Raw genomic sequence first — 17,411 nt, forward strand, 5'->3', positions numbered from 1 at the left:
GACCTCCGCTCAATGTGCATACCTGAATAAGTGTAAACCAGTGACACATATTTGAACGGAGGCGATTCCGAAAGTGCTTACGGGACGTCGTAACCTAATGCCGCTTTACGGATACGGAACCACTGCTGGCGTGTCATTTTCAGGGATTCCGCTTCAACGGCGGCACGCACACGCTCAATTTTACCGGAGCCAATAATCGGCAGCGGCTGCGATGGCAGACGCAATATCCAGGCATAAACCACCTGCTCGATAGAACCCGCGTTTAATTCTTCCGCCACCACAGCAAGTTCATCACGTAGCGGCCTGAAATAATCATCATTAAATAAACGGCCACCGCCAAGACAAGACCAGGCCATCGGGCGAATACGCAGTTGTTGTAGTTGATCGAGCGTACCATCCAGCAACAACGGCTGATGCACCGGAGAAATTTCCACCTGATTAGTGGCAAGAGTAAATGGCAAACGCGATTGCAGCAGGGCAAATTGCGCAGGCGTGAAGTTCGATACGCCAAAATGGCGCACTTTGCCGCTCTGATGCAAATGTTTAAACGCATCCGCTACTTCATCGGCATCCATTAACGGGTCGGGACGGTGGATTAACAGTAAATCCAGATGATCGGTCGCGAGATTAATTAGCGACTGTTCGGCACTTTTAATAATATGGTCGCGATCGGTGATGTAATGACCAATAACGTTTTCTTCACGCGCAGTCGTCGCGATGCCGCATTTGCTGACAATTTCCATCCGTTCACGCAAATGCGGTGCCAGTTTCAGCGCCTCGCCAAATGCCGCTTCGCACTGATAGCCGCCATAAATATCAGCGTGATCCACGGTGGTCACACCGAGATCCAGATGCTCTTCAATAAAACTAACTAACTGGCGTGCGGACATATTCCAGTCCATCAGTCGCCAGTAGCCCATCACAAAACGGGAAAACTCCGGGCCTTGCGGCGCAATAGTAATACGCTGAACCATAATCGCTTCCTCTTATCAGATATGAGAGGAGTATACGCAAGATTGCTCTCAAAAGAGTGATGGTTGCTCTGGTTCGTCTGATGACGTTGGCCTGTTCGCGCGTAATTTACGCATAAGTCGTTGTCGGCAAAGTCGCAGAACCTCCTGTTTTTCACCATCACTCATTTTATTCCAGTTAAAACGCTCATCCCGGCTACGAAAACAGCCACGGCAAAATCCGCGTTCGTCAGACTGGCAAATTCCCCGGCATGGGCTCTGGACGGGAAAGAACTCTAATTGCTCCGCCACCTCGCCCTCCTTATATAAGATTATTACCACTATTGAAGCTGTTAATGCCCAAAGTAGCAACTTTGCTTGCACTAGACCGACCGGTCTACTACACTCAAGCGCATGAACAAACATCCTGAACACGATACTCGCGAACACCTCCTGGCAACCGGAGAGCAACTCTGCCTGCAGCGTGGGTTTACCGGAATGGGGTTAAGCGAATTACTGAAGACCGCCGAAGTGCCAAAAGGGTCTTTCTACCACTACTTTCGTTCTAAAGAGGCGTTTGGTGTTGCCATGCTTGAACGCCATTACGCGGCATACCACCAACGACTGACGGAGTTGCTGCAATCTGGCGAGGGAAATTACCGCGACCGTATTCTGGCCTATTACCAGCAAACGCTGAACCAGTTCTGCCAGCATGGGACGATCAGCGGCTGTCTGACAGTAAAACTTTCTGCTGAAGTGTGCGACCTGTCAGAAGATATGCGCAGCGCGATGGATAAAGGTGCGCGCCAGGTAATCGCTCTGCTCGCCCAGGCGCTGGAAAATGGCCGCGATAGCCACTGTTTAACCTTTTGCGGAGATCCGCTGCAACAGGCGCAAGTTCTCTATGCGCTGTGGTTGGGGGCCAATCTGCAAGCCAAAATTTCGCGCAGCTCCGGGCCTCTGGAAAACGCGCTAACACATGTCAAAACCATTATTGCGACGCCTGCCGTTTAGCAGGCATTTTTTATTTTATCACCAGACGACCGGGAGTCTTTATGTCATCTGAAAAACTGTATTCCCCACTGAAAGTGGGCGCAATCACGGCGGCAAACCGTATCTTTATGGCTCCTCTGACGCGCCTGCGTAGCATTGAACCGGGTGATATCCCTACTCCGTTGATGGCGGAATATTATCGCCAACGCGCCAGTGCAGGTTTGATCATTAGCGAAGCCACCCAGGTTTCCGCCCAGGCAAAAGGGTATGCGGGCGCGCCAGGCATTCATAGTCCGGAGCAAATCGCCGCGTGGAAAAAAATTACCGCCGGTGTTCATGCTGAAAATGGTCATATCGCCGTGCAACTTTGGCACACGGGGCGCATTTCTCACGCCAGCCTGCAACCTGGTGGCCAGGCACCGGTAGCGCCTTCTGCACTTAGTGCGGGTACACGAACTTCTCTGCGCGATGAAAATGGTCAGGCGATCCGCGTCGAAACCACCATGCCGCGTGCGCTGGAGCTGGAAGAAATCCCGGGTATTGTCAACGATTTCCGCCAGGCTATCGCCAACGCCCGTGAAGCCGGTTTTGATCTGGTGGAACTCCACTCCGCTCACGGTTATTTACTGCATCAGTTCCTCTCTCCATCCTCCAACCATCGTACCGATCAGTACGGCGGCAGCGTGGAAAATCGCGCTCGTCTGGTGCTGGAAGTTGTTGATGCCGGGATTAAAGAATGGGGTGCCGATCGCATTGGTATTCGCGTTTCGCCAATTGGTACTTTCCAGAACACCGATAACGGCCCGAATGAAGAAGCCGATGCGCTGTATCTGATTGAACAACTGGGTAAACGCGGCATTGCTTATCTGCATATGTCCGAACCAGACTGGGCAGGCGGCAAACCATATACCGAGGCGTTCCGCGAAAAAGTACGCGCCCGTTTCCACGGCCCGATTATCGGGGCTGGTGCATATACGGTAGAAAAAGCAGAAACGCTGATCGGCAAAGGGTTAATTGATGCGGTGGCGTTTGGTCGTGACTGGATTGCAAACCCGGATCTGGTCGCTCGATTGCAGCGCAAAGCTGAGCTTAACCCACAGCGTGCCGAAAGTTTTTACGGCGGCGGTGCGGAAGGTTATACCGACTACCCTACGCTGTAATCCAACATTGCGAGCGGCGCAAAACCGCCGCTATACTAAAACAACATTTTGAATCTGTTAGCCATTTTGAGGATATAAAGATGCGTCTTCTTCACACCATGCTGCGCGTTGGCGATCTGCAACGCTCCATCGATTTTTATACCAACGTGCTGGGCATGAAACTGCTGCGTACCAGCGAAAATCCGGAATACAAATACTCGCTGGCGTTTGTTGGCTACGGCCCGGAAACAGAAGAAGCGGTAATTGAACTGACCTATAACTGGGGCGTGGATAAATACGAACTTGGCACCGCTTATGGTCACATCGCCCTTAGCGTCGATAACGCCGCAGAAGCTTGCGAAAAAATCCGTCAGAACGGCGGTAACGTTACCCGTGAAGCGGGTCCGGTAAAAGGCGGTACTACGGTTATCGCTTTTGTGGAAGATCCAGACGGTTACAAAATTGAATTGATTGAAGAGAAAGACGCCGGTCGCGGTCTGGGCAACTAATCTCCTGCCGGGCGTGAACTCATCGCGCCCGCATCTTTACTGCATCAGCGGGTAATATTTGTCATAATGCACGCTGCAATTTTTCCGTATTAAGAGAATCAGATGTCCGATAACGCTCAACTTACCGGTCTGTGCGACCGTTTTCGTGGTTTTTATCCTGTTGTGATCGATGTCGAAACCGCCGGATTTAACGCCAAAACCGATGCACTGCTTGAGATCGCCGCCATCACCCTGAAAATGGATGAACAAGGCTGGCTGATGCCGGACACCACATTACATTTTCACGTCGAGCCGTTTGTCGGCGCTAATTTGCAACCAGAAGCCCTCGCCTTCAATGGTATTGACCCGAACGATCCCGATCGCGGTGCAGTCAGCGAATATGAGGCGTTGCATGAGATTTTCAAAGTTGTCCGTAAAGGCATTAAAGCGAGCGGCTGTAACCGCGCCATTATGGTGGCGCACAATGCCAATTTCGACCACAGTTTTATGATGGCTGCCGCAGAACGCGCCTCACTGAAACGTAACCCGTTCCACCCTTTTGTCACTTTCGACACCGCGGCACTGGCCGGGCTGGCTCTCGGACAAACCGTATTATCAAAAGCCTGCCAGACCGCTGGCATGGATTTTGACAGCACCCAGGCGCATTCCGCGCTGTACGACACTGAACGCACCGCCGTGCTGTTTTGTGAAATCGTCAACCGCTGGAAACGACTGGGCGGCTGGCCGCTCCCTGCCGCTGAAGAGGTGTAATCGAGTCGATGCCTGATGACATGTAATGACTCAGGCATCTATAGTGAGGCTATTCCACGAATCATGCATGATATTCACGGGGAATAGCGTTAATTGTTGTTCCGGGAAGTCGCCACCTGGTTCTCGAACGCTGTCACGATGAAATTGGCGACTGGCGTATTATTTTACACTCCCCTTATGGGCGACGAGTGCATGAACCGTGGGCGGAGGCGCTGGTAGTCATTGCTGGCGGAAAATTGTTGCTCTACCTGGCACAAGGCGGCAAGAAGATGCTGGTATGGCAAGAAAAAGATGAACTGCTCCCCCCAGAAGTATTCCACGCACTGGCAACCGCACTACGCCGCGAACCACGGCTACGCTTTACATTGACAGAAGTGAATGATCAACCGGTACGGCAAACGCCGATGTTTACGCTGCTGCGTGAGGCGGGATTTTCCAGTTCGCCACAAGGGCTGGATTGGGGATAAAAAACACTGACGGATGCCCGTTAGCCTCCGTCAGTATTGCGGGACGGATTATTCCGCGTCCGGCTCTTCAGACTTGTATTTAGCGGCGGTTTCTTTGATTAGCTGCTGCAGTTCGCCACGCTGATACATTTCGATCACGATATCACAGCCACCTACCAGCTCGCCGTCCACCCACAACTGTGGGAAAGTCGGCCAGTTAGCGTATTTCGGCAGTTCCGCACGAATGTCCGGATTCTGCAGGATATCAACGTAGGCAAAACGTTCGCCACATGCGGCAAGCGCCTGAACTGCCTGGGCAGAAAAACCGCAGCTTGGCAGTTTCGGTGAACCTTTCATGTACAGCAGGATCGGATTTTCAGCAATCTGGCGTTGGATTTTTTCGATAGTGGTGCTCATTGTCTTGCTTCCTCAAACTTCTTTACGGCAGTAATCTGACATTGTAGCGGGTCAGTGCGGCAACGGAAAATAACATTTTCATCACGCTTTTGCTATTTTATCCCTTTGCTCTATTTGTTGCATTTCAAATATTCGTTTCTTCGCTGTTGCGCTGTAAACTGGCGTATTTATGACCATTTCCAGCTTTCACTGCTGCATTTTTTTACGCTCACCGACGAAATATATTTTTTAACAATAAAAGCTATTAACTTTCTCTTCTTCTATGCATTAGAATCATCAAGTTTTGTAAATCAGACGCAGGCATGATAGACCTGCCTTAACAGAGGGACGCTCAGTGGCGCGGATAAACCGTATTTCGATCACGCTCTGTGCTTTACTTTTTACCACCCTGCCTTTAACGCCTATGGCCCATGCTTCAAAGCAAGCCAGGGAGAGTTCTGCTACTACTCACATCACCAAAAAAGCAGATAAAAAGAAAAGCACGGCAACCACCAAAAAGACCAATAAAGCCAGCCAGAAAACAGCGAAAAAAGCCGCCAGTAAAAGTACCACTAAAAGTAGAACTGCTTCTTCCGTAAAAAAATCCTCCATTACCGCTTCTAAAAACGCCAAAAACCGCAGCAAACAAGTTGTGAATAAAACAGCGGCAGCCAGCTTTACGGAAAAGTGCACTAAACGTAAGGGTTATAAAACACATTGCGTGAAAGTTAAAAATGCCGCACCCGGAACCCTCGCTGACGCGCATAAAGCCAAAGTACAGAAAGCCACTACCGTGGCAATGAATAAACTGATGCAACAAATTGGCAAGCCATATCGCTGGGGCGGCAGCTCACCGCGTACCGGTTTCGATTGTAGCGGGCTGGTTTATTACGCCTATAAAGATCTGGTGAAGATCCGTATTCCACGTACAGCTAACGAAATGTATCACCTGCGTGACGCCGCACCGATCGATCGCAGTGAATTGAAAAATGGCGACCTGGTCTTCTTCCGCACTCAGGGTCGCGGAACCGCCGATCACGTTGGCGTGTATGTTGGCAACGGCAAATTTATTCAGTCTCCGCGCAGTGGACAGGAAATTAAAATCACTTCTTTAAGCGAAGATTACTGGCAGCGCCACTATGTAGGTGCTCGTCGGGTAATGACCCCAAAAACACTTCGCTAAAACTTTACCCTGTTATTACAGCAACAGGGTAAGTTCATCTTTTGTCTCACCTTTTATTTTGCTACCCTATCCTCACGCACAATAAGGCTATTGTACGTATGCCAATTAATAATAAAGGAGAGTAGCAATGTCATTTGAATTACCTGCACTACCATATGCTAAAGATGCTCTGGCACCGCACATTTCTGCGGAAACTATCGAGTATCACTACGGCAAACATCATCAAACTTATGTCACTAACCTGAACAACCTGATCAAAGGTACTGCGTTTGAAGGTAAATCACTGGAAGAGATTATTCGTAGCTCTGAAGGTGGCGTATTCAACAACGCTGCTCAGGTCTGGAACCATACTTTCTACTGGAACTGCCTGGCACCGAACGCCGGTGGCGAACCGACTGGTGAACTGGCTGACGCTATCGCCGCTTCTTTTGGTAGCTTTGCCGATTTTAAAGCGCAGTTTACTGATGCTGCGATCAAAAACTTTGGTTCTGGCTGGACCTGGCTGGTGAAAAACAGCGATGGCAAACTGGCTATCGTTTCTACTTCTAATGCCGGTACTCCGCTGACCACCGATGCGACCCCGCTGCTGACCGTTGATGTCTGGGAACACGCTTACTACATCGACTATCGCAATGCGCGTCCTGGCTACCTGGAACACTTCTGGGCGCTGGTGAACTGGGAGTTCGTGGCGAAAAATCTCGCTGCATAATAACTGATGGCAAATGCAACATTGCCTGATGCGTTGCGCTTATCAGACCTACGCGGATGAGGCGTTAACACCACATCTGGCAAGATAAATCGCACTTTGCCTGCAAACTGTAACGCAGAAGGTTATCCTTCTGCGTTTTTGTTTTATTAGCTGTTGGCAACGCAAACTGCTTCAGGTTGTTTTCTGGCTGACATAAACACCAACAATAATGCCAGTCCCGCGACAATCGCCCCCATCACCGGCACAAAACTGTACCCCAGACCACCGGAAATCACCGCACCACCAGCAGCCGCTCCCAATGCATTTCCAAGGTTAAAGGCACCAATATTCACCGATGATGACAGACCCGGCGCTTCGCTGGCGACTCGCATCACTCGCATCTGCAAGGGCGGTACGACCGCAAAGGTTGCCGCGCCCCACACTACCATGCTGATTGCCGCACCGAACTCATTACGGGCCAGGAACGGGATTGCCAGCATAATCACCATCAGCAGCAACAAAAATCCCTTCAGCGTGCCGTTGACCGAACGATCTGCCAGTTTACCGCCGAGATAGTTACCGATAGAGAATCCGACACCAATCAGCACCAGCATGGCTGTAACAAACACCGGCGTCGCGTGGGTGATACTTTGCAGCACCGGAGAAATATAAGTGTAGAGCGTAAACATTGCGCCAGCCCCCAACACCGTCGTCAGTAAAGCCGATAACACCTGCGGACGCAGCAGCACCGCCAGCTCTTTTTTCACTTCTGGTCGCGCCCCTGCGCCACCTTTCGGTAAAGAGAAGTACAGGCTAATCATCGAAATCACGCCCAACCCCGCCGTTGCCAGGAACGACATTCGCCAGCCAATAGTTTCACCCAGCCAGGTCGCCGCCGGAACACCGCCGATATTCGCCAAAGTTAAGCCCATAAACATGGTCGCAACTGCGCTGGCCTGTTTATGTTTTGGCACAACGCTTGCGGCCACAACTGACCCCAGGCCAAAAAATGCACCGTGATTCAGACTGGTCAAAATACGTGAAAGCAGCAGTGTCATGTAATCCGGGGCAATGGCAGAAAGTACATTACCAAGGGTAAAAATCGCCATCAGGAAAATCAGCGCGCTGCGGCGGGCACGATGAGAAAGTAATAATGTCATCAGCGGCGCGCCAACCATCACACCAACCGCATAGGCACTGATTAACATTCCGGCAGCAGGGATCGAGACATCCACACCGCGCGCAATGACGGGCAACAGGCCCATTGGCGAGAACTCCGTTGTCCCGATACCAAACGCGCCAATCGCCAGCGCCAGCAACGGATAGTTAATTTTCATGCCTAATCTCCACCTCTTCGCGTCATCACGCGATGTTCATCAAAGTGGCGAAAGCATGACATCAATCACAAAAGAATGAAAATAACAAAAAGAGAAAACACTTTTGCCATTTTGCTAACAAAGAGGAGAGAGATGCGAGGGAGAACGCGCTCCCTCGAGGGGAAATCAGTGCAGCGCGGCAGTCAAACCCACTGCCACGATCAAACCAAGAACGATAATGGTTGTTACCAATGAAAATTTAAGGTCGGTGCTCATCAAGTTTTCTCCTTTTTTATTACCACACAAAAAATGATATTACTCATTTTTACACAGTGTGATGAAAAAATCTCCCGGCATTTATAATGATAAGTGTTTTTACTACTTCCCCTTTTCATCAAGATCGGCCAAAATTCCACGCTTACACTATTTGCGTACTGGCCATTGACCCCTTCCTGACGCTCCGTGTCATTTTTCCGGCGTACCGCAACACTTTCGTTGTGCGTAAGGTGTGTAAAGGCAAACGTTTACCTTGCGATTTTGCAGGAGCTGAAGTTAGGGTCTGGAGTGAAATGGAATGGCAACAATAAAAGATGTAGCGAAACGAGCAAACGTTTCCACTACAACTGTGTCACACGTTATAAACAAAACGCGTTTTGTCGCGGAAGAGACTCGTAACGCTGTGTGGGCAGCGATTAAAGAATTACACTACTCTCCTAGCGCGGTGGCGCGTAGCCTGAAGGTTAACCACACCAAGTCTATCGGTTTGCTGGCGACCAGCAGCGAAGCGGCCTATTTTGCCGAGATCATTGAAGCGGTAGAAAAAAATTGCTTCCAGAAAGGCTACACACTGATTCTGGGCAATGCGTGGAACAATCTTGAGAAACAGCGGGCCTATCTGTCGATGATGGCGCAAAAACGCGTCGATGGCCTGCTGGTCATGTGTTCTGAGTATCCGGAACCATTACTGGCGATGCTGGAAGAGTATCGCCATATCCCGATGGTGGTGATGGACTGGGGCGAAGCAAAAGCGGACTTTACCGATGCAGTTATCGATAACGCTTTTGAAGGCGGCTACATGGCCGGGCGCTATCTGATTGAACGCGGTCATCGCGAAATTGGCGTTATTCCTGGTCCGCTGGAGCGCAACACCGGCGCTGGCCGTCTGGCGGGTTTTATGAAAGCGATGGAAGAAGCCATGATCAAGGTGCCGGAAAACTGGATTGTGCAGGGTGACTTTGAGCCTGAATCGGGTTATCGCGCCATGCAGCAAATCCTGTCGCAACCGCACCGCCCTACTGCTGTCTTCTGTGGCGGCGATATCATGGCTATGGGCGCACTTTGCGCCGCTGATGAAATGGGTCTGCGCGTACCGCAAGATATTTCGCTGATCGGTTATGATAACGTGCGCAACGCCCGTTATTTTACTCCGGCGCTGACGACTATCCATCAGCCAAAAGATTCGCTGGGCGAAACGGCGTTCAACATGCTGTTGGATCGTATCGTCAACAAACGCGAAGAACCGCAGTCAATTGAAGTTCATCCGCGGCTTATTGAACGCCGCTCCGTGGCTGACGGCCCGTTCCGCGACTATCGTCGTTAATCATCCGTTGCGGGAGTCTCTTCCGGCTCCCGCAGCCATTCCTTATTCAGCGTCTCGCTATCACCGAGATACTCCAGCAGCCAGGTTAACGCAGGCGACATATCATTCTGCTGCCAGGTCAGACAACATGCCGAATCAGGGAATGGATTTTCCAGTTCTAATGCTACCCACTTCCCCTCGTTCAGCCACGGTTTAGCGAAATGGGTCGGCACCATGCCAATGCATAACCCGGCCGAGATACAGGTTGCCGATGATTCCCAGTCCGGGACAACCAGGCGCTTTTGGTTATCAAGCAGCCAGGTAATACGTTTGGGCAGCGTCCGTGACGTGTCTTCGCGCACCAGTGACGGCCAGTTGCGCAACGTATCATCGCTGAACGGCCCATTCATCGACGCAAGCGGATGGTGGCGGGCAACAACACAACTCCAGCTCAACATTCCCATATCACGGAAGGCGTAACGCCCACCTACCGGAATCGCCCGTGTCGCACCAATCGCCAGTTCCACACGTCCGTCGGAAAGCGCATCCCAGACACCGTTAAACACCTCCTGAAAAACCAGAAGTTCGACGTCATCAAAATGGCGATAGAAATCAACAATCATCTGCCGCGTGCGTTCTGGCCTGACAATATTATCTACCGCGATGGCTAACTGACCGCGCCAACCGTTCGCTATCTGCTGACATTGCTGGCGAGTGATCTGCATTTTTTTGACAACAGAACGCCCTTCTTTGAGAAACCACGCCCCGGCAGCGGTCAGTTCCACGTCACGATGACGCCTTTCAAAAAGCGGCACTGCCAGCCACTCTTCCAACTGACGAACGGTATAGCTGACCGCAGAAGGAACGCGATGCAACTCCTGGGCCGCGGCGCTAAAACTACCATTACGCGCCACCGCATCAACCACTTCGAGAGAATACTCAGACCACATAGTTTGCCTGCAAAATTTTTGAAACCAGTCATCAAATATTACCGTTTCACAACACGAATTTCACTCCCTACACTTTGCGACGGTGTTTAATTGAGAGATTTAGAGAATATACATGCAACCTGGGAAAAGATTTTTAGTCTGGCTGGCGGGTTTGAGCGTACTCGGTTTTCTGGCAACCGATATGTATCTGCCTGCTTTCGCCGCCATTCAGGCCGATCTGCAAACGCCTGCGTCTGCTGTCAGTGCCAGCCTTAGTCTGTTCCTTGCCGGTTTTGCCGCAGCCCAGCTCTTGTGGGGGCCGCTCTCCGACCGATATGGTCGTAAACCGGTGTTATTGATCGGCCTGACAATTTTTGCTCTGGGTAGTCTGGGGATGTTATGGGTGGAAAACGCTGTCACTCTGCTGGTATTGCGGTTCGTGCAAGCTGTGGGGGTCTGCGCCGCGGCAGTTATCTGGCAGGCGTTGGTGACGGACTACTACCCTTCACAAAAAGTGAATCGTATTTTCGCCACTATCATGCCGTTAGTGGGGCTGTCTCCGGCGCTTGCTCCTCTTTTAGGTAGCTGGCTGCTGGTCCATTTTTCCTGGCAGGCGATTTTCGCCACCCTGTTTGCCATTACCGTAGTACTGATTCTGCCCATTTTCTGGCTTAAACCCACGACTAAAGCACGTAATGATAGCCAGGATGGTCTGACCTTTACCGATCTGCTGCGTTCAAAAATCTATCGCGGAAACGTACTGATTTATGCTGCCTGTTCAGCCAGTTTCTTTGCCTGGCTGACCGGTTCTCCGTTCATCCTTAGCGAAATGGGTTACAGCCCGGCCGTCATTGGTTTAAGTTATGTCCCGCAAACTATTGCGTTTCTGATTGGTGGTTATGGCTGTCGCGCCGCGTTGCAGAAATGGCAAGGTAAGCAGTTGTTGCCGTGGCTACTGATGCTGTTTGCTGTCAGCGTCGTGGCAACCTGGGCGGCAGGATTCATTAGCCATGTTTCACTGGTCGAAATTCTGGTCCCATTCTGTGTGATGGCGATTGCCAACGGCGCAATCTACCCGATTGTTGTCGCACAGGCGTTGCGGCCCTTCCCACATGCAACCGGACGCGCCGCAGCCTTGCAGAACACTCTGCAACTGGGACTGTGCTTCCTCGCAAGCCTGGTGGTTTCCTGGCTTATCAGCGTTAGCACACCTCTGTTCACCACCACTAGCGTGATGTTATCAACTGTGGTGCTGGCCGCTCTGGGTTACATGATGCAACGTTGTAAAGAACGAGACTGCCAGAATCAAAGCAATGCCGAAGTCGCTCATAGTGAATCGCATTGATATATATCGATATCTTTATACTTAGGCCGCTAACAAAATTTTGTTGTATGATTGAAATTAGCGGCCTATACTAATTTTCAGTTGTTAAGATTACGATAAATATTATGTTTCTACGGGGACAGGAGTGTTCCCGGTTTACTATGGATGGTCATTTCGGCAAGGGTTCCTCCTTTCCCTCTGTTCTACGTCGGATTATAGACTCGCGGTTTTTTCTGCGAGATTTCTCACAAAGCCCAAAAAGCGTCTACGCTGTTTTAAGGTTCTGATCACCGACCAGTGATGGAGAAACTATGAGTTCATCGTGTATAGAAGAAGTCAGTGTACCGGATGACAACTGGTATCGTATCGCCAACGAATTACTTAGCCGTGCTGGCATTGCTATTAATGGCCCTGCTCCGGCAGATATTCGTGTTAAAAACCCCGATTTTTTTAAACGCGTCCTGCAAGAAGGATCGTTAGGGTTAGGCGAAAGTTATATGGATGGTTGGTGGGAATGTGACCGACTGGATATGTTTTTTAGCAAGGTCTTGCGCGCAGGTCTCGAAAACCAACTCCCCCATCATTTCAAAGACACACTGCGCATTGCTGGTGCACGCCTTTTCAATCTACAAAGTAAAAAACGTGCCTGGATAGTTGGCAAAGAGCATTACGATCTCGGTAATGACTTGTTTAGCCGCATGCTTGATCCCTTCATGCAATACTCCTGCGCTTACTGGAAAGATGCCGATAATCTGGAATCAGCCCAGCAAGCGAAGCTCAAAATGATCTGTGAAAAATTGCAGTTAAAACCGGGTATGCGCGTACTGGATATTGGCTGTGGTTGGGGCGGTCTGGCACATTACATGGCGTCTAATTATGACGTAAGTGTGGTGGGTGTCACGATTTCTGCCGAACAGCAAAAAATGGCTCAGGAGCGCTGCGCAGGTCTGGATGTCACCATCTTGCTGCAAGATTACCGGGACCTGAACGACCAGTTTGACCGTATTGTTTCGGTTGGAATGTTCGAACATGTCGGGCCGAAAAATTACGATACCTATTTCGAAGTGGTGGATCGTAATCTGAAACCGGAAGGTATTTTCCTGTTGCATACTATCGGCTCGAAAAAAACCGACCTGAATGTTGACCCGTGGATAAATAAATATATTTTTCCGAACGGTTGTCTGCCCTCTGTTCGGCAAATTGCTCGCTCCAGCGAACCGCATTTCGTGATGGAAGACTGGCATAACTTTGGTGCCGATTACGACACCACGTTAATGGCCTGGTATGAGCGATTCCTCGCCGCATGGCCAGAAATTGCTGATAACTACAGTGAGCGCTTTAAACGGATGTTTACCTATTATCTGAATGCTTGCGCTGGTGCTTTCCGCGCCCGCGATATTCAGCTCTGGCAAGTGGTGTTCTCACGTGGGATCGAAAGCGGTCTTCGGGTTGCACGCTAAATGTCATTCTATCGCCCCCGTTTTGGGGGCGATGTCATTTCAAATCAGGCTTCAGTATCTTATTGATTCAAGGCCTGCTCACGCATTGCCAGCACACGTTCTACCGTATCTACCACTGCCTGAGTTTGTGGATCGATTTCGATATTGACACGCGCGCCGAGTTTTTTCTTACCGAGGGTGGTACGTTCCAGCGTTTCCGGAATTAAATGCACACAGAAACGGGTCGACGTTACTTCGCCTACGGTCAGGCTAATACCGTCGATTCCGATAAATCCTTTATACAGGATATATTTCATCAACTGACTATCCTGCACTTTAAACCAGATCTGGCGATTATTTTCAGAGGTTAATATTTTCGCGACTTCGGCGGTGGTCATAATATGACCCGACATTAAATGCCCACCTATTTCATCACTGAATTTCGCCGCACGTTCTACATTTACCCAATCCCCAACCTGTAAATCGCCAAGATTGGTAATGCGTAACGTCTCTTTCATCAGGTCAAAACTGATATGGTTACCGTTGATTTCCGTCACGGTCAGGCAACAACCGTTGTGTGCTACAGACGCTCCGGTCTCCAGACCATCAAGCATGTAGTCAGGTAACTCAACCACATGAGTACGAAAATTTGGTTTCTCGTCAATCGACACCAGTTTTGCAGTGCCCTGCACTATCCCCGTAAACATACTTACAACTCCTGAAATCAGTTAAGGCATTCTGTTCAGCACAATAGCAGGTGGGAAACACCCTTGCCAGTAAAGGGGGCTGAATGGTTATTTTTTCACTGGAGAATTAATAAATCCTCGCTACAATAGACTGAATTTCCCCTGCTTCTTCTTTTTGCTGCCCATTCAGGCGGCTTTTTAGTCTCTCATATAACAACAATATAAAAGGTGTTCACGTGCAGAAGTATATCAGTGAAGCGCGTCTGTTATTAGCATTAGCAATCCCGGTGATTCTCGCGCAAATCGCCCAAACCGCAATGGGTTTTGTCGATACCGTGATGGCGGGCGGCTATAGTGCCACCGACATGGCGGCGGTGGCTATCGGTACGTCAATCTGGCTTCCGGCCATCCTCTTTGGCCACGGACTGCTACTGGCATTAACGCCGGTTATCGCGCAATTAAATGGTTCTGGTCGCCGTGAGCGCATTGCGCACCAGGTGCGACAAGGTTTCTGGCTTGCCGGTTTCGTTTCAGTGCTCATTATGGTGGTACTGTGGAATGCGGGTTATATCATCCGCTCCATGCAAAATATCGATCCGGCGCTCGCTGATAAAGCGGTAGGTTATCTGCGAGCACTGTTGTGGGGCGCACCGGGCTATCTATTCTTCCAGGTCGCACGTAACCAGTGTGAAGGTCTGGCAAAAACCAAACCTGGGATGGTGATGGGTTTTATTGGCCTGTTGGTGAACATTCCAGTGAACTATATCTTTATTTATGGTCATTTTGGGATGCCAGAACTCGGTGGCGTCGGCTGTGGTGTGGCGACTGCGGCTGTGTATTGGGTGATGTTCCTCGCTATGGTTTCTTATATTAAACGTGCCCGCTCCATGCGCGATATCCGCAACGAAAAAGGCACCGCTAAACCGGATCCAGCCGCCATGAAACGCCTGGTGCAACTTGGTCTTCCTATCGCGCTGGCGCTGTTCTTTGAAGTGACGCTGTTTGCTGTGGTGGCGCTGTTGGTATCCCCACTCGGTATTGTCGATGTGGCAGGCCACCAGATTGCACTGAACTTCAGTTCGTTGATGTTCGTTCTTCCAATGTCACTGGCTGCAGCGGTAACCATCCGCGTAGGTTATCGTCTGGGCCAGGGTTCGACGCTGGATGCACAAACAGCCGCACGGACAGGGCTTATGGTTGGCGTTTGTATGGCGACTCTGACCGCAATTTTCACGATTTCACTGCGGGAGCAAATCGCCCTGTTGTATAACGATAACCCAGAGGTTGTGACGCTGGCGGCTCACTTAATGTTACTGGCAGCGGTGTATCAGATTTCTGACTCCATACAGGTGATCGGCAGTGGGATTTTGCGTGGTTATAAAGATACGCGTTCCATTTTCTATATCACCTTTACGGCTTACTGGGTGCTGGGTTTGCCGAGCGGCTACATTCTGGCTCTGACCGATCTGGTGGTTGAACCAATGGGGCCAGCAGGCTTCTGGATCGGTTTTATTATCGGCCTGACTTCTGCTGCCATTATGATGATGCTGCGTATGCGTTTTCTGCAACGTTTACCGTCAGCCATTATTCTGCAACGAGCCGCTCGTTAATAAAGACAAGGCGCAACCTTCGCGGGTTGCGCCTTTGTTTTCATGCAGGCCGGAGCGTTGCGCCAATCCCGTCTTCGTCTGGCTGAAGTTTAAGCGCGCTACAGACAGGTTGCCGACTGGCATCCGTTATCTCAACGTGAATATCACCGCTAACTTCCCCTTTCACACTGATAGAGTCAGGCGAAATCTCTTTCGCACTGGTTTGCAGGCAGATCGTTCCTTCTCCGCGCAGGCTTTTCGCTTTCAGTTGTACATGCGTTGCTGCCGCCGTGATCAGCCACACTTTTCCACCGTCAAGCTTTAACTCTCCAATACGAAAAGTGACACCGTCACCTTTCACCGTGCTACCATCGAGGATTAACACGCCACCCTGCTGTACCGTAACCGTTGACTGCTGTAAATCGGCACCATAACCAATAATCAAAGAGCTACTTTCTTGTACGGCGACGTTACCCATCAGTTCAACTGGCGCACAATCCTCTTCCACTACAAATTTATCGTCCGCGCTGGTGGGAGACATGACAATCATCGTGCCACCTTTCACCACCACATTTTCCACCGTCCCCGCATGAATTTCAGCCCGTCCTCCCGTATTCACCGCCAAATCTTTGGCCTTACCGGAACTGTAGAGCTGTAGACCGTCCGTCCCCAGGCGATAAACGGCGCTATTCTCAACCAGGGTGTGGATGTCTTCTCCACCAAGATTATTCATGGCACCGCCCACAAGTGTCGTATCGCTGGCTTTCCCCGCCAGCATAAAGACACCGCCCTGGTTAATCATACTGTTGGAAGCTTCTCCACCTGGGTAAACCAACAATTCACCGCCTTCATCCACTATTGCAGATGAAGTTGTTCCGTTAACCAACAAACCACCAGCCTGATCGAGAATGATTTTTTCTGCCCGATGACCTTCCAGTACGCGCAAGTTACCGCCGTTCTCCAGCAACAAACCGCAGGCATAGCCCTGATCAACGCTAAATTCACCTTCAGGATGGCGGCCATTAACAGTGGCGAGCGTTGAAAGGCTAATTGCTCCACCGTCGGACTGAACAATATCTGTGGCAATGGCCCCGTCACTGACTGATAACGTGCCATTGTTGCCGTACTGTGCCCCCCTGGCGATCCCGCCTGCTTCCACTTTCAGCCAGCCCGCACCAGTCACTATGGTGTTTTCTGCCCTTCCGCCAGCCTCAATAATCAACTCACCGTCCGTAAGTTGAGTCGCACCGACGACCTCGCCTGTCTTAACAATTTGCACGTTCCCGTCGCTCATCAAATTTTTTTCATCAGATCCCATGATTTATTCCTTTGCTGCATCTGTGTGCCCTTATCACCACCTAAGTGTAAAGGCTACGAAGGATTTATCCACGCCAGAATTGATATGGAGGCAAACGGCACGGTTTACATCCTGATGCGCGAGGCCATTGACTGTGTCAGATGTAAATATGACTCTGAACAAAAACCGCCCTTTAAA

The 17,411-nt window shown here is 50.4% G+C and carries 18 protein-coding genes and 1 pseudogene; 11 read left to right on the top strand and 8 right to left on the bottom strand.

All coding sequences use genetic code 11. The features are described 5' to 3' along the window. Nucleotides 1-77: 77 nt before the first annotated feature. Together A9587_RS02525 and A9587_RS02530 are read right to left on the bottom strand one after the other, a co-directional pair. On the bottom strand, nt 78-974 hold the full coding sequence (locus tag A9587_RS02525; protein WP_000250649.1) for an aldo/keto reductase: 897 nt from the start codon (nt 972-974) through the stop codon (nt 78-80). Between the two features lie 48 nt (nt 975-1,022). Beyond that, a complete protein-coding gene (locus tag A9587_RS02530; RefSeq protein WP_024191872.1) occupies nt 1,023-1,262 on the bottom strand; it encodes a DUF1289 domain-containing protein in 240 nt (79 codons plus the stop codon). Nucleotides 1,263-1,364: 102 nt separating this feature from the next. Between A9587_RS02530 and nemR the strand changes: the two genes are divergently transcribed. The 5 genes and pseudogenes from nemR to A9587_RS02555 all read left to right on the top strand — a co-directional run. Continuing rightward, nucleotides 1,365-1,964: a DNA-binding transcriptional regulator NemR gene (gene nemR / locus A9587_RS02535; RefSeq protein ID WP_061091132.1), complete on the top strand. Its 600-nt coding sequence runs from the start codon at nt 1,365-1,367 to the stop codon at nt 1,962-1,964. Between the two features lie 41 nt (nt 1,965-2,005). Next, nucleotides 2,006-3,103, top strand: coding sequence for an N-ethylmaleimide reductase (gene nemA, locus A9587_RS02540; protein ID WP_000093624.1), 1,098 nt, complete (start codon nt 2,006-2,008; stop codon nt 3,101-3,103). Nucleotides 3,104-3,183: 80 nt separating this feature from the next. Next, a complete protein-coding gene (gene gloA, locus A9587_RS02545; protein ID WP_001237802.1) occupies nt 3,184-3,591 on the top strand; it encodes a lactoylglutathione lyase in 408 nt (135 codons plus the stop codon). Between the two features lie 102 nt (nt 3,592-3,693). Further along, nucleotides 3,694-4,341 (top strand): ribonuclease T, encoded by a 648-nt coding sequence (rnt, locus tag A9587_RS02550; RefSeq protein WP_001282288.1) that lies wholly within the window; start codon nt 3,694-3,696, stop codon nt 4,339-4,341. Nucleotides 4,342-4,544: 203 nt separating this feature from the next. Beyond that, a pseudogene (locus tag A9587_RS02555) lies at nt 4,545-4,808 on the top strand (ATP-dependent helicase); the annotation flags it as partial. Between the two features lie 48 nt (nt 4,809-4,856). Here A9587_RS02555 and grxD read toward each other — a convergent pair. Further along, nucleotides 4,857-5,204, bottom strand: a complete 348-nt coding sequence (gene grxD, locus A9587_RS02560) for a monothiol glutaredoxin 4 (RefSeq protein WP_000108172.1) — start codon at nt 5,202-5,204, stop codon at nt 4,857-4,859. A gap of 334 nt (nt 5,205-5,538) precedes the next feature. Between grxD and mepH the strand changes: the two genes are divergently transcribed. Both mepH and sodB read left to right on the top strand, forming a co-directional pair. Beyond that, nucleotides 5,539-6,366: a peptidoglycan DD-endopeptidase MepH gene (mepH, locus tag A9587_RS02565; protein WP_038354310.1), complete on the top strand. Its 828-nt coding sequence runs from the start codon at nt 5,539-5,541 to the stop codon at nt 6,364-6,366. A gap of 127 nt (nt 6,367-6,493) precedes the next feature. After that, complete coding sequence (sodB, locus tag A9587_RS02570) at nt 6,494-7,075, top strand: superoxide dismutase [Fe] (RefSeq protein ID WP_000007276.1); 582 nt, start codon at nt 6,494-6,496, stop codon at nt 7,073-7,075. Between the two features lie 146 nt (nt 7,076-7,221). Here the strand turns inward: sodB and A9587_RS02575 are convergent, their stop codons facing one another. Both A9587_RS02575 and cydH read right to left on the bottom strand, forming a co-directional pair. After that, nucleotides 7,222-8,391, bottom strand: a complete 1,170-nt coding sequence (locus A9587_RS02575) for an MFS transporter (RefSeq protein ID WP_000701022.1) — start codon at nt 8,389-8,391, stop codon at nt 7,222-7,224. Nucleotides 8,392-8,556: 165 nt separating this feature from the next. After that, complete coding sequence (gene cydH / locus A9587_RS02580; protein WP_000102278.1) at nt 8,557-8,646, bottom strand: cytochrome bd-I accessory subunit CydH; 90 nt, start codon at nt 8,644-8,646, stop codon at nt 8,557-8,559. Nucleotides 8,647-8,944: 298 nt separating this feature from the next. Here cydH and purR point away from each other — a divergent pair, with 298 nt between their 5' ends. Then, nucleotides 8,945-9,970, top strand: a complete 1,026-nt coding sequence (purR, locus tag A9587_RS02590; RefSeq protein ID WP_000190977.1) for an HTH-type transcriptional repressor PurR — start codon at nt 8,945-8,947, stop codon at nt 9,968-9,970. Here purR and punR read toward each other — a convergent pair. Further along, the gene (gene punR, locus A9587_RS02595; protein ID WP_000269487.1) at nt 9,967-10,899 is read right to left on the bottom strand and encodes a DNA-binding transcriptional activator PunR; all 933 of its coding nucleotides are present in this window, start codon (nt 10,897-10,899) and stop codon (nt 9,967-9,969) included. The genes purR and punR overlap by 4 nt on opposite strands. Before the next feature lie 112 nt (nt 10,900-11,011). Here punR and punC point away from each other — a divergent pair, with 112 nt between their 5' ends. Beyond that, the gene (punC, locus tag A9587_RS02600; protein ID WP_016261990.1) at nt 11,012-12,223 is read left to right on the top strand and encodes a purine nucleoside transporter PunC; all 1,212 of its coding nucleotides are present in this window, start codon (nt 11,012-11,014) and stop codon (nt 12,221-12,223) included. A gap of 290 nt (nt 12,224-12,513) precedes the next feature. Then, nucleotides 12,514-13,662: a cyclopropane fatty acyl phospholipid synthase gene (gene cfa, locus A9587_RS02605; RefSeq protein ID WP_000098885.1), complete on the top strand. Its 1,149-nt coding sequence runs from the start codon at nt 12,514-12,516 to the stop codon at nt 13,660-13,662. 59 nt (nt 13,663-13,721) lie between these two features. Here cfa and A9587_RS02610 read toward each other — a convergent pair whose 3' ends face one another. Beyond that, nucleotides 13,722-14,348: a riboflavin synthase gene (locus A9587_RS02610; RefSeq protein WP_000493961.1), complete on the bottom strand. Its 627-nt coding sequence runs from the start codon at nt 14,346-14,348 to the stop codon at nt 13,722-13,724. A gap of 215 nt (nt 14,349-14,563) precedes the next feature. On the opposite strand from A9587_RS02610, the gene mdtK reads away from it, so the two are divergent. Next, on the top strand, nt 14,564-15,937 hold the full coding sequence (mdtK, locus tag A9587_RS02615; protein ID WP_001174974.1) for a multidrug efflux MATE transporter MdtK: 1,374 nt from the start codon (nt 14,564-14,566) through the stop codon (nt 15,935-15,937). 40 nt (nt 15,938-15,977) lie between these two features. On the opposite strand, the gene A9587_RS02620 is transcribed toward mdtK, so the two are convergent. Continuing rightward, nucleotides 15,978-17,234 carry an AIDA repeat-containing protein gene (locus tag A9587_RS02620; RefSeq protein ID WP_016248672.1) on the bottom strand — a complete coding sequence of 419 codons (1,257 nt, stop codon included), beginning with the start codon at nt 17,232-17,234 and terminating at the stop codon, nt 15,978-15,980. Between the last annotated feature and the right edge of the window lie 177 nt (nt 17,235-17,411).

Source organism: Escherichia sp. MOD1-EC6162, from assembly GCF_002965125.1.
Lineage (GTDB): Bacteria > Pseudomonadota > Gammaproteobacteria > Enterobacterales > Enterobacteriaceae > Escherichia > Escherichia marmotae.

Excerpts from the sequence above, each read along its gene's own strand:
- A9587_RS02610 (WP_000493961.1), bottom strand. The coding sequence starts at position 14,348 with ATGTTTACGGGGATAGTGCAGGGCACTGCAAAACTGGTGTCGATTGAC.
- nemR (WP_061091132.1), top strand. The coding sequence starts at position 1,365 with ATGAACAAACATCCTGAACACGATACTCGCGAACACCTCCTGGCAACC.
- gloA (WP_001237802.1), top strand. The coding sequence starts at position 3,184 with ATGCGTCTTCTTCACACCATGCTGCGCGTTGGCGATCTGCAACGCTCC.
- A9587_RS02575 (WP_000701022.1), bottom strand. The coding sequence starts at position 8,391 with ATGAAAATTAACTATCCGTTGCTGGCGCTGGCGATTGGCGCGTTTGGT.
- punC (WP_016261990.1), top strand. The coding sequence starts at position 11,012 with ATGCAACCTGGGAAAAGATTTTTAGTCTGGCTGGCGGGTTTGAGCGTA.
- nemA (WP_000093624.1), top strand. The coding sequence starts at position 2,006 with ATGTCATCTGAAAAACTGTATTCCCCACTGAAAGTGGGCGCAATCACG.
- grxD (WP_000108172.1), bottom strand. The coding sequence starts at position 5,204 with ATGAGCACCACTATCGAAAAAATCCAACGCCAGATTGCTGAAAATCCG.
- A9587_RS02525 (WP_000250649.1), bottom strand. The coding sequence starts at position 974 with ATGGTTCAGCGTATTACTATTGCGCCGCAAGGCCCGGAGTTTTCCCGT.
- purR (WP_000190977.1), top strand. The coding sequence starts at position 8,945 with ATGGCAACAATAAAAGATGTAGCGAAACGAGCAAACGTTTCCACTACA.
- cfa (WP_000098885.1), top strand. The coding sequence starts at position 12,514 with ATGAGTTCATCGTGTATAGAAGAAGTCAGTGTACCGGATGACAACTGG.
- sodB (WP_000007276.1), top strand. The coding sequence starts at position 6,494 with ATGTCATTTGAATTACCTGCACTACCATATGCTAAAGATGCTCTGGCA.
- punR (WP_000269487.1), bottom strand. The coding sequence starts at position 10,899 with ATGTGGTCTGAGTATTCTCTCGAAGTGGTTGATGCGGTGGCGCGTAAT.
- cydH (WP_000102278.1), bottom strand. The coding sequence starts at position 8,646 with ATGAGCACCGACCTTAAATTTTCATTGGTAACAACCATTATCGTTCTT.
- A9587_RS02620 (WP_016248672.1), bottom strand. The coding sequence starts at position 17,234 with ATGGGATCTGATGAAAAAAATTTGATGAGCGACGGGAACGTGCAAATT.
- rnt (WP_001282288.1), top strand. The coding sequence starts at position 3,694 with ATGTCCGATAACGCTCAACTTACCGGTCTGTGCGACCGTTTTCGTGGT.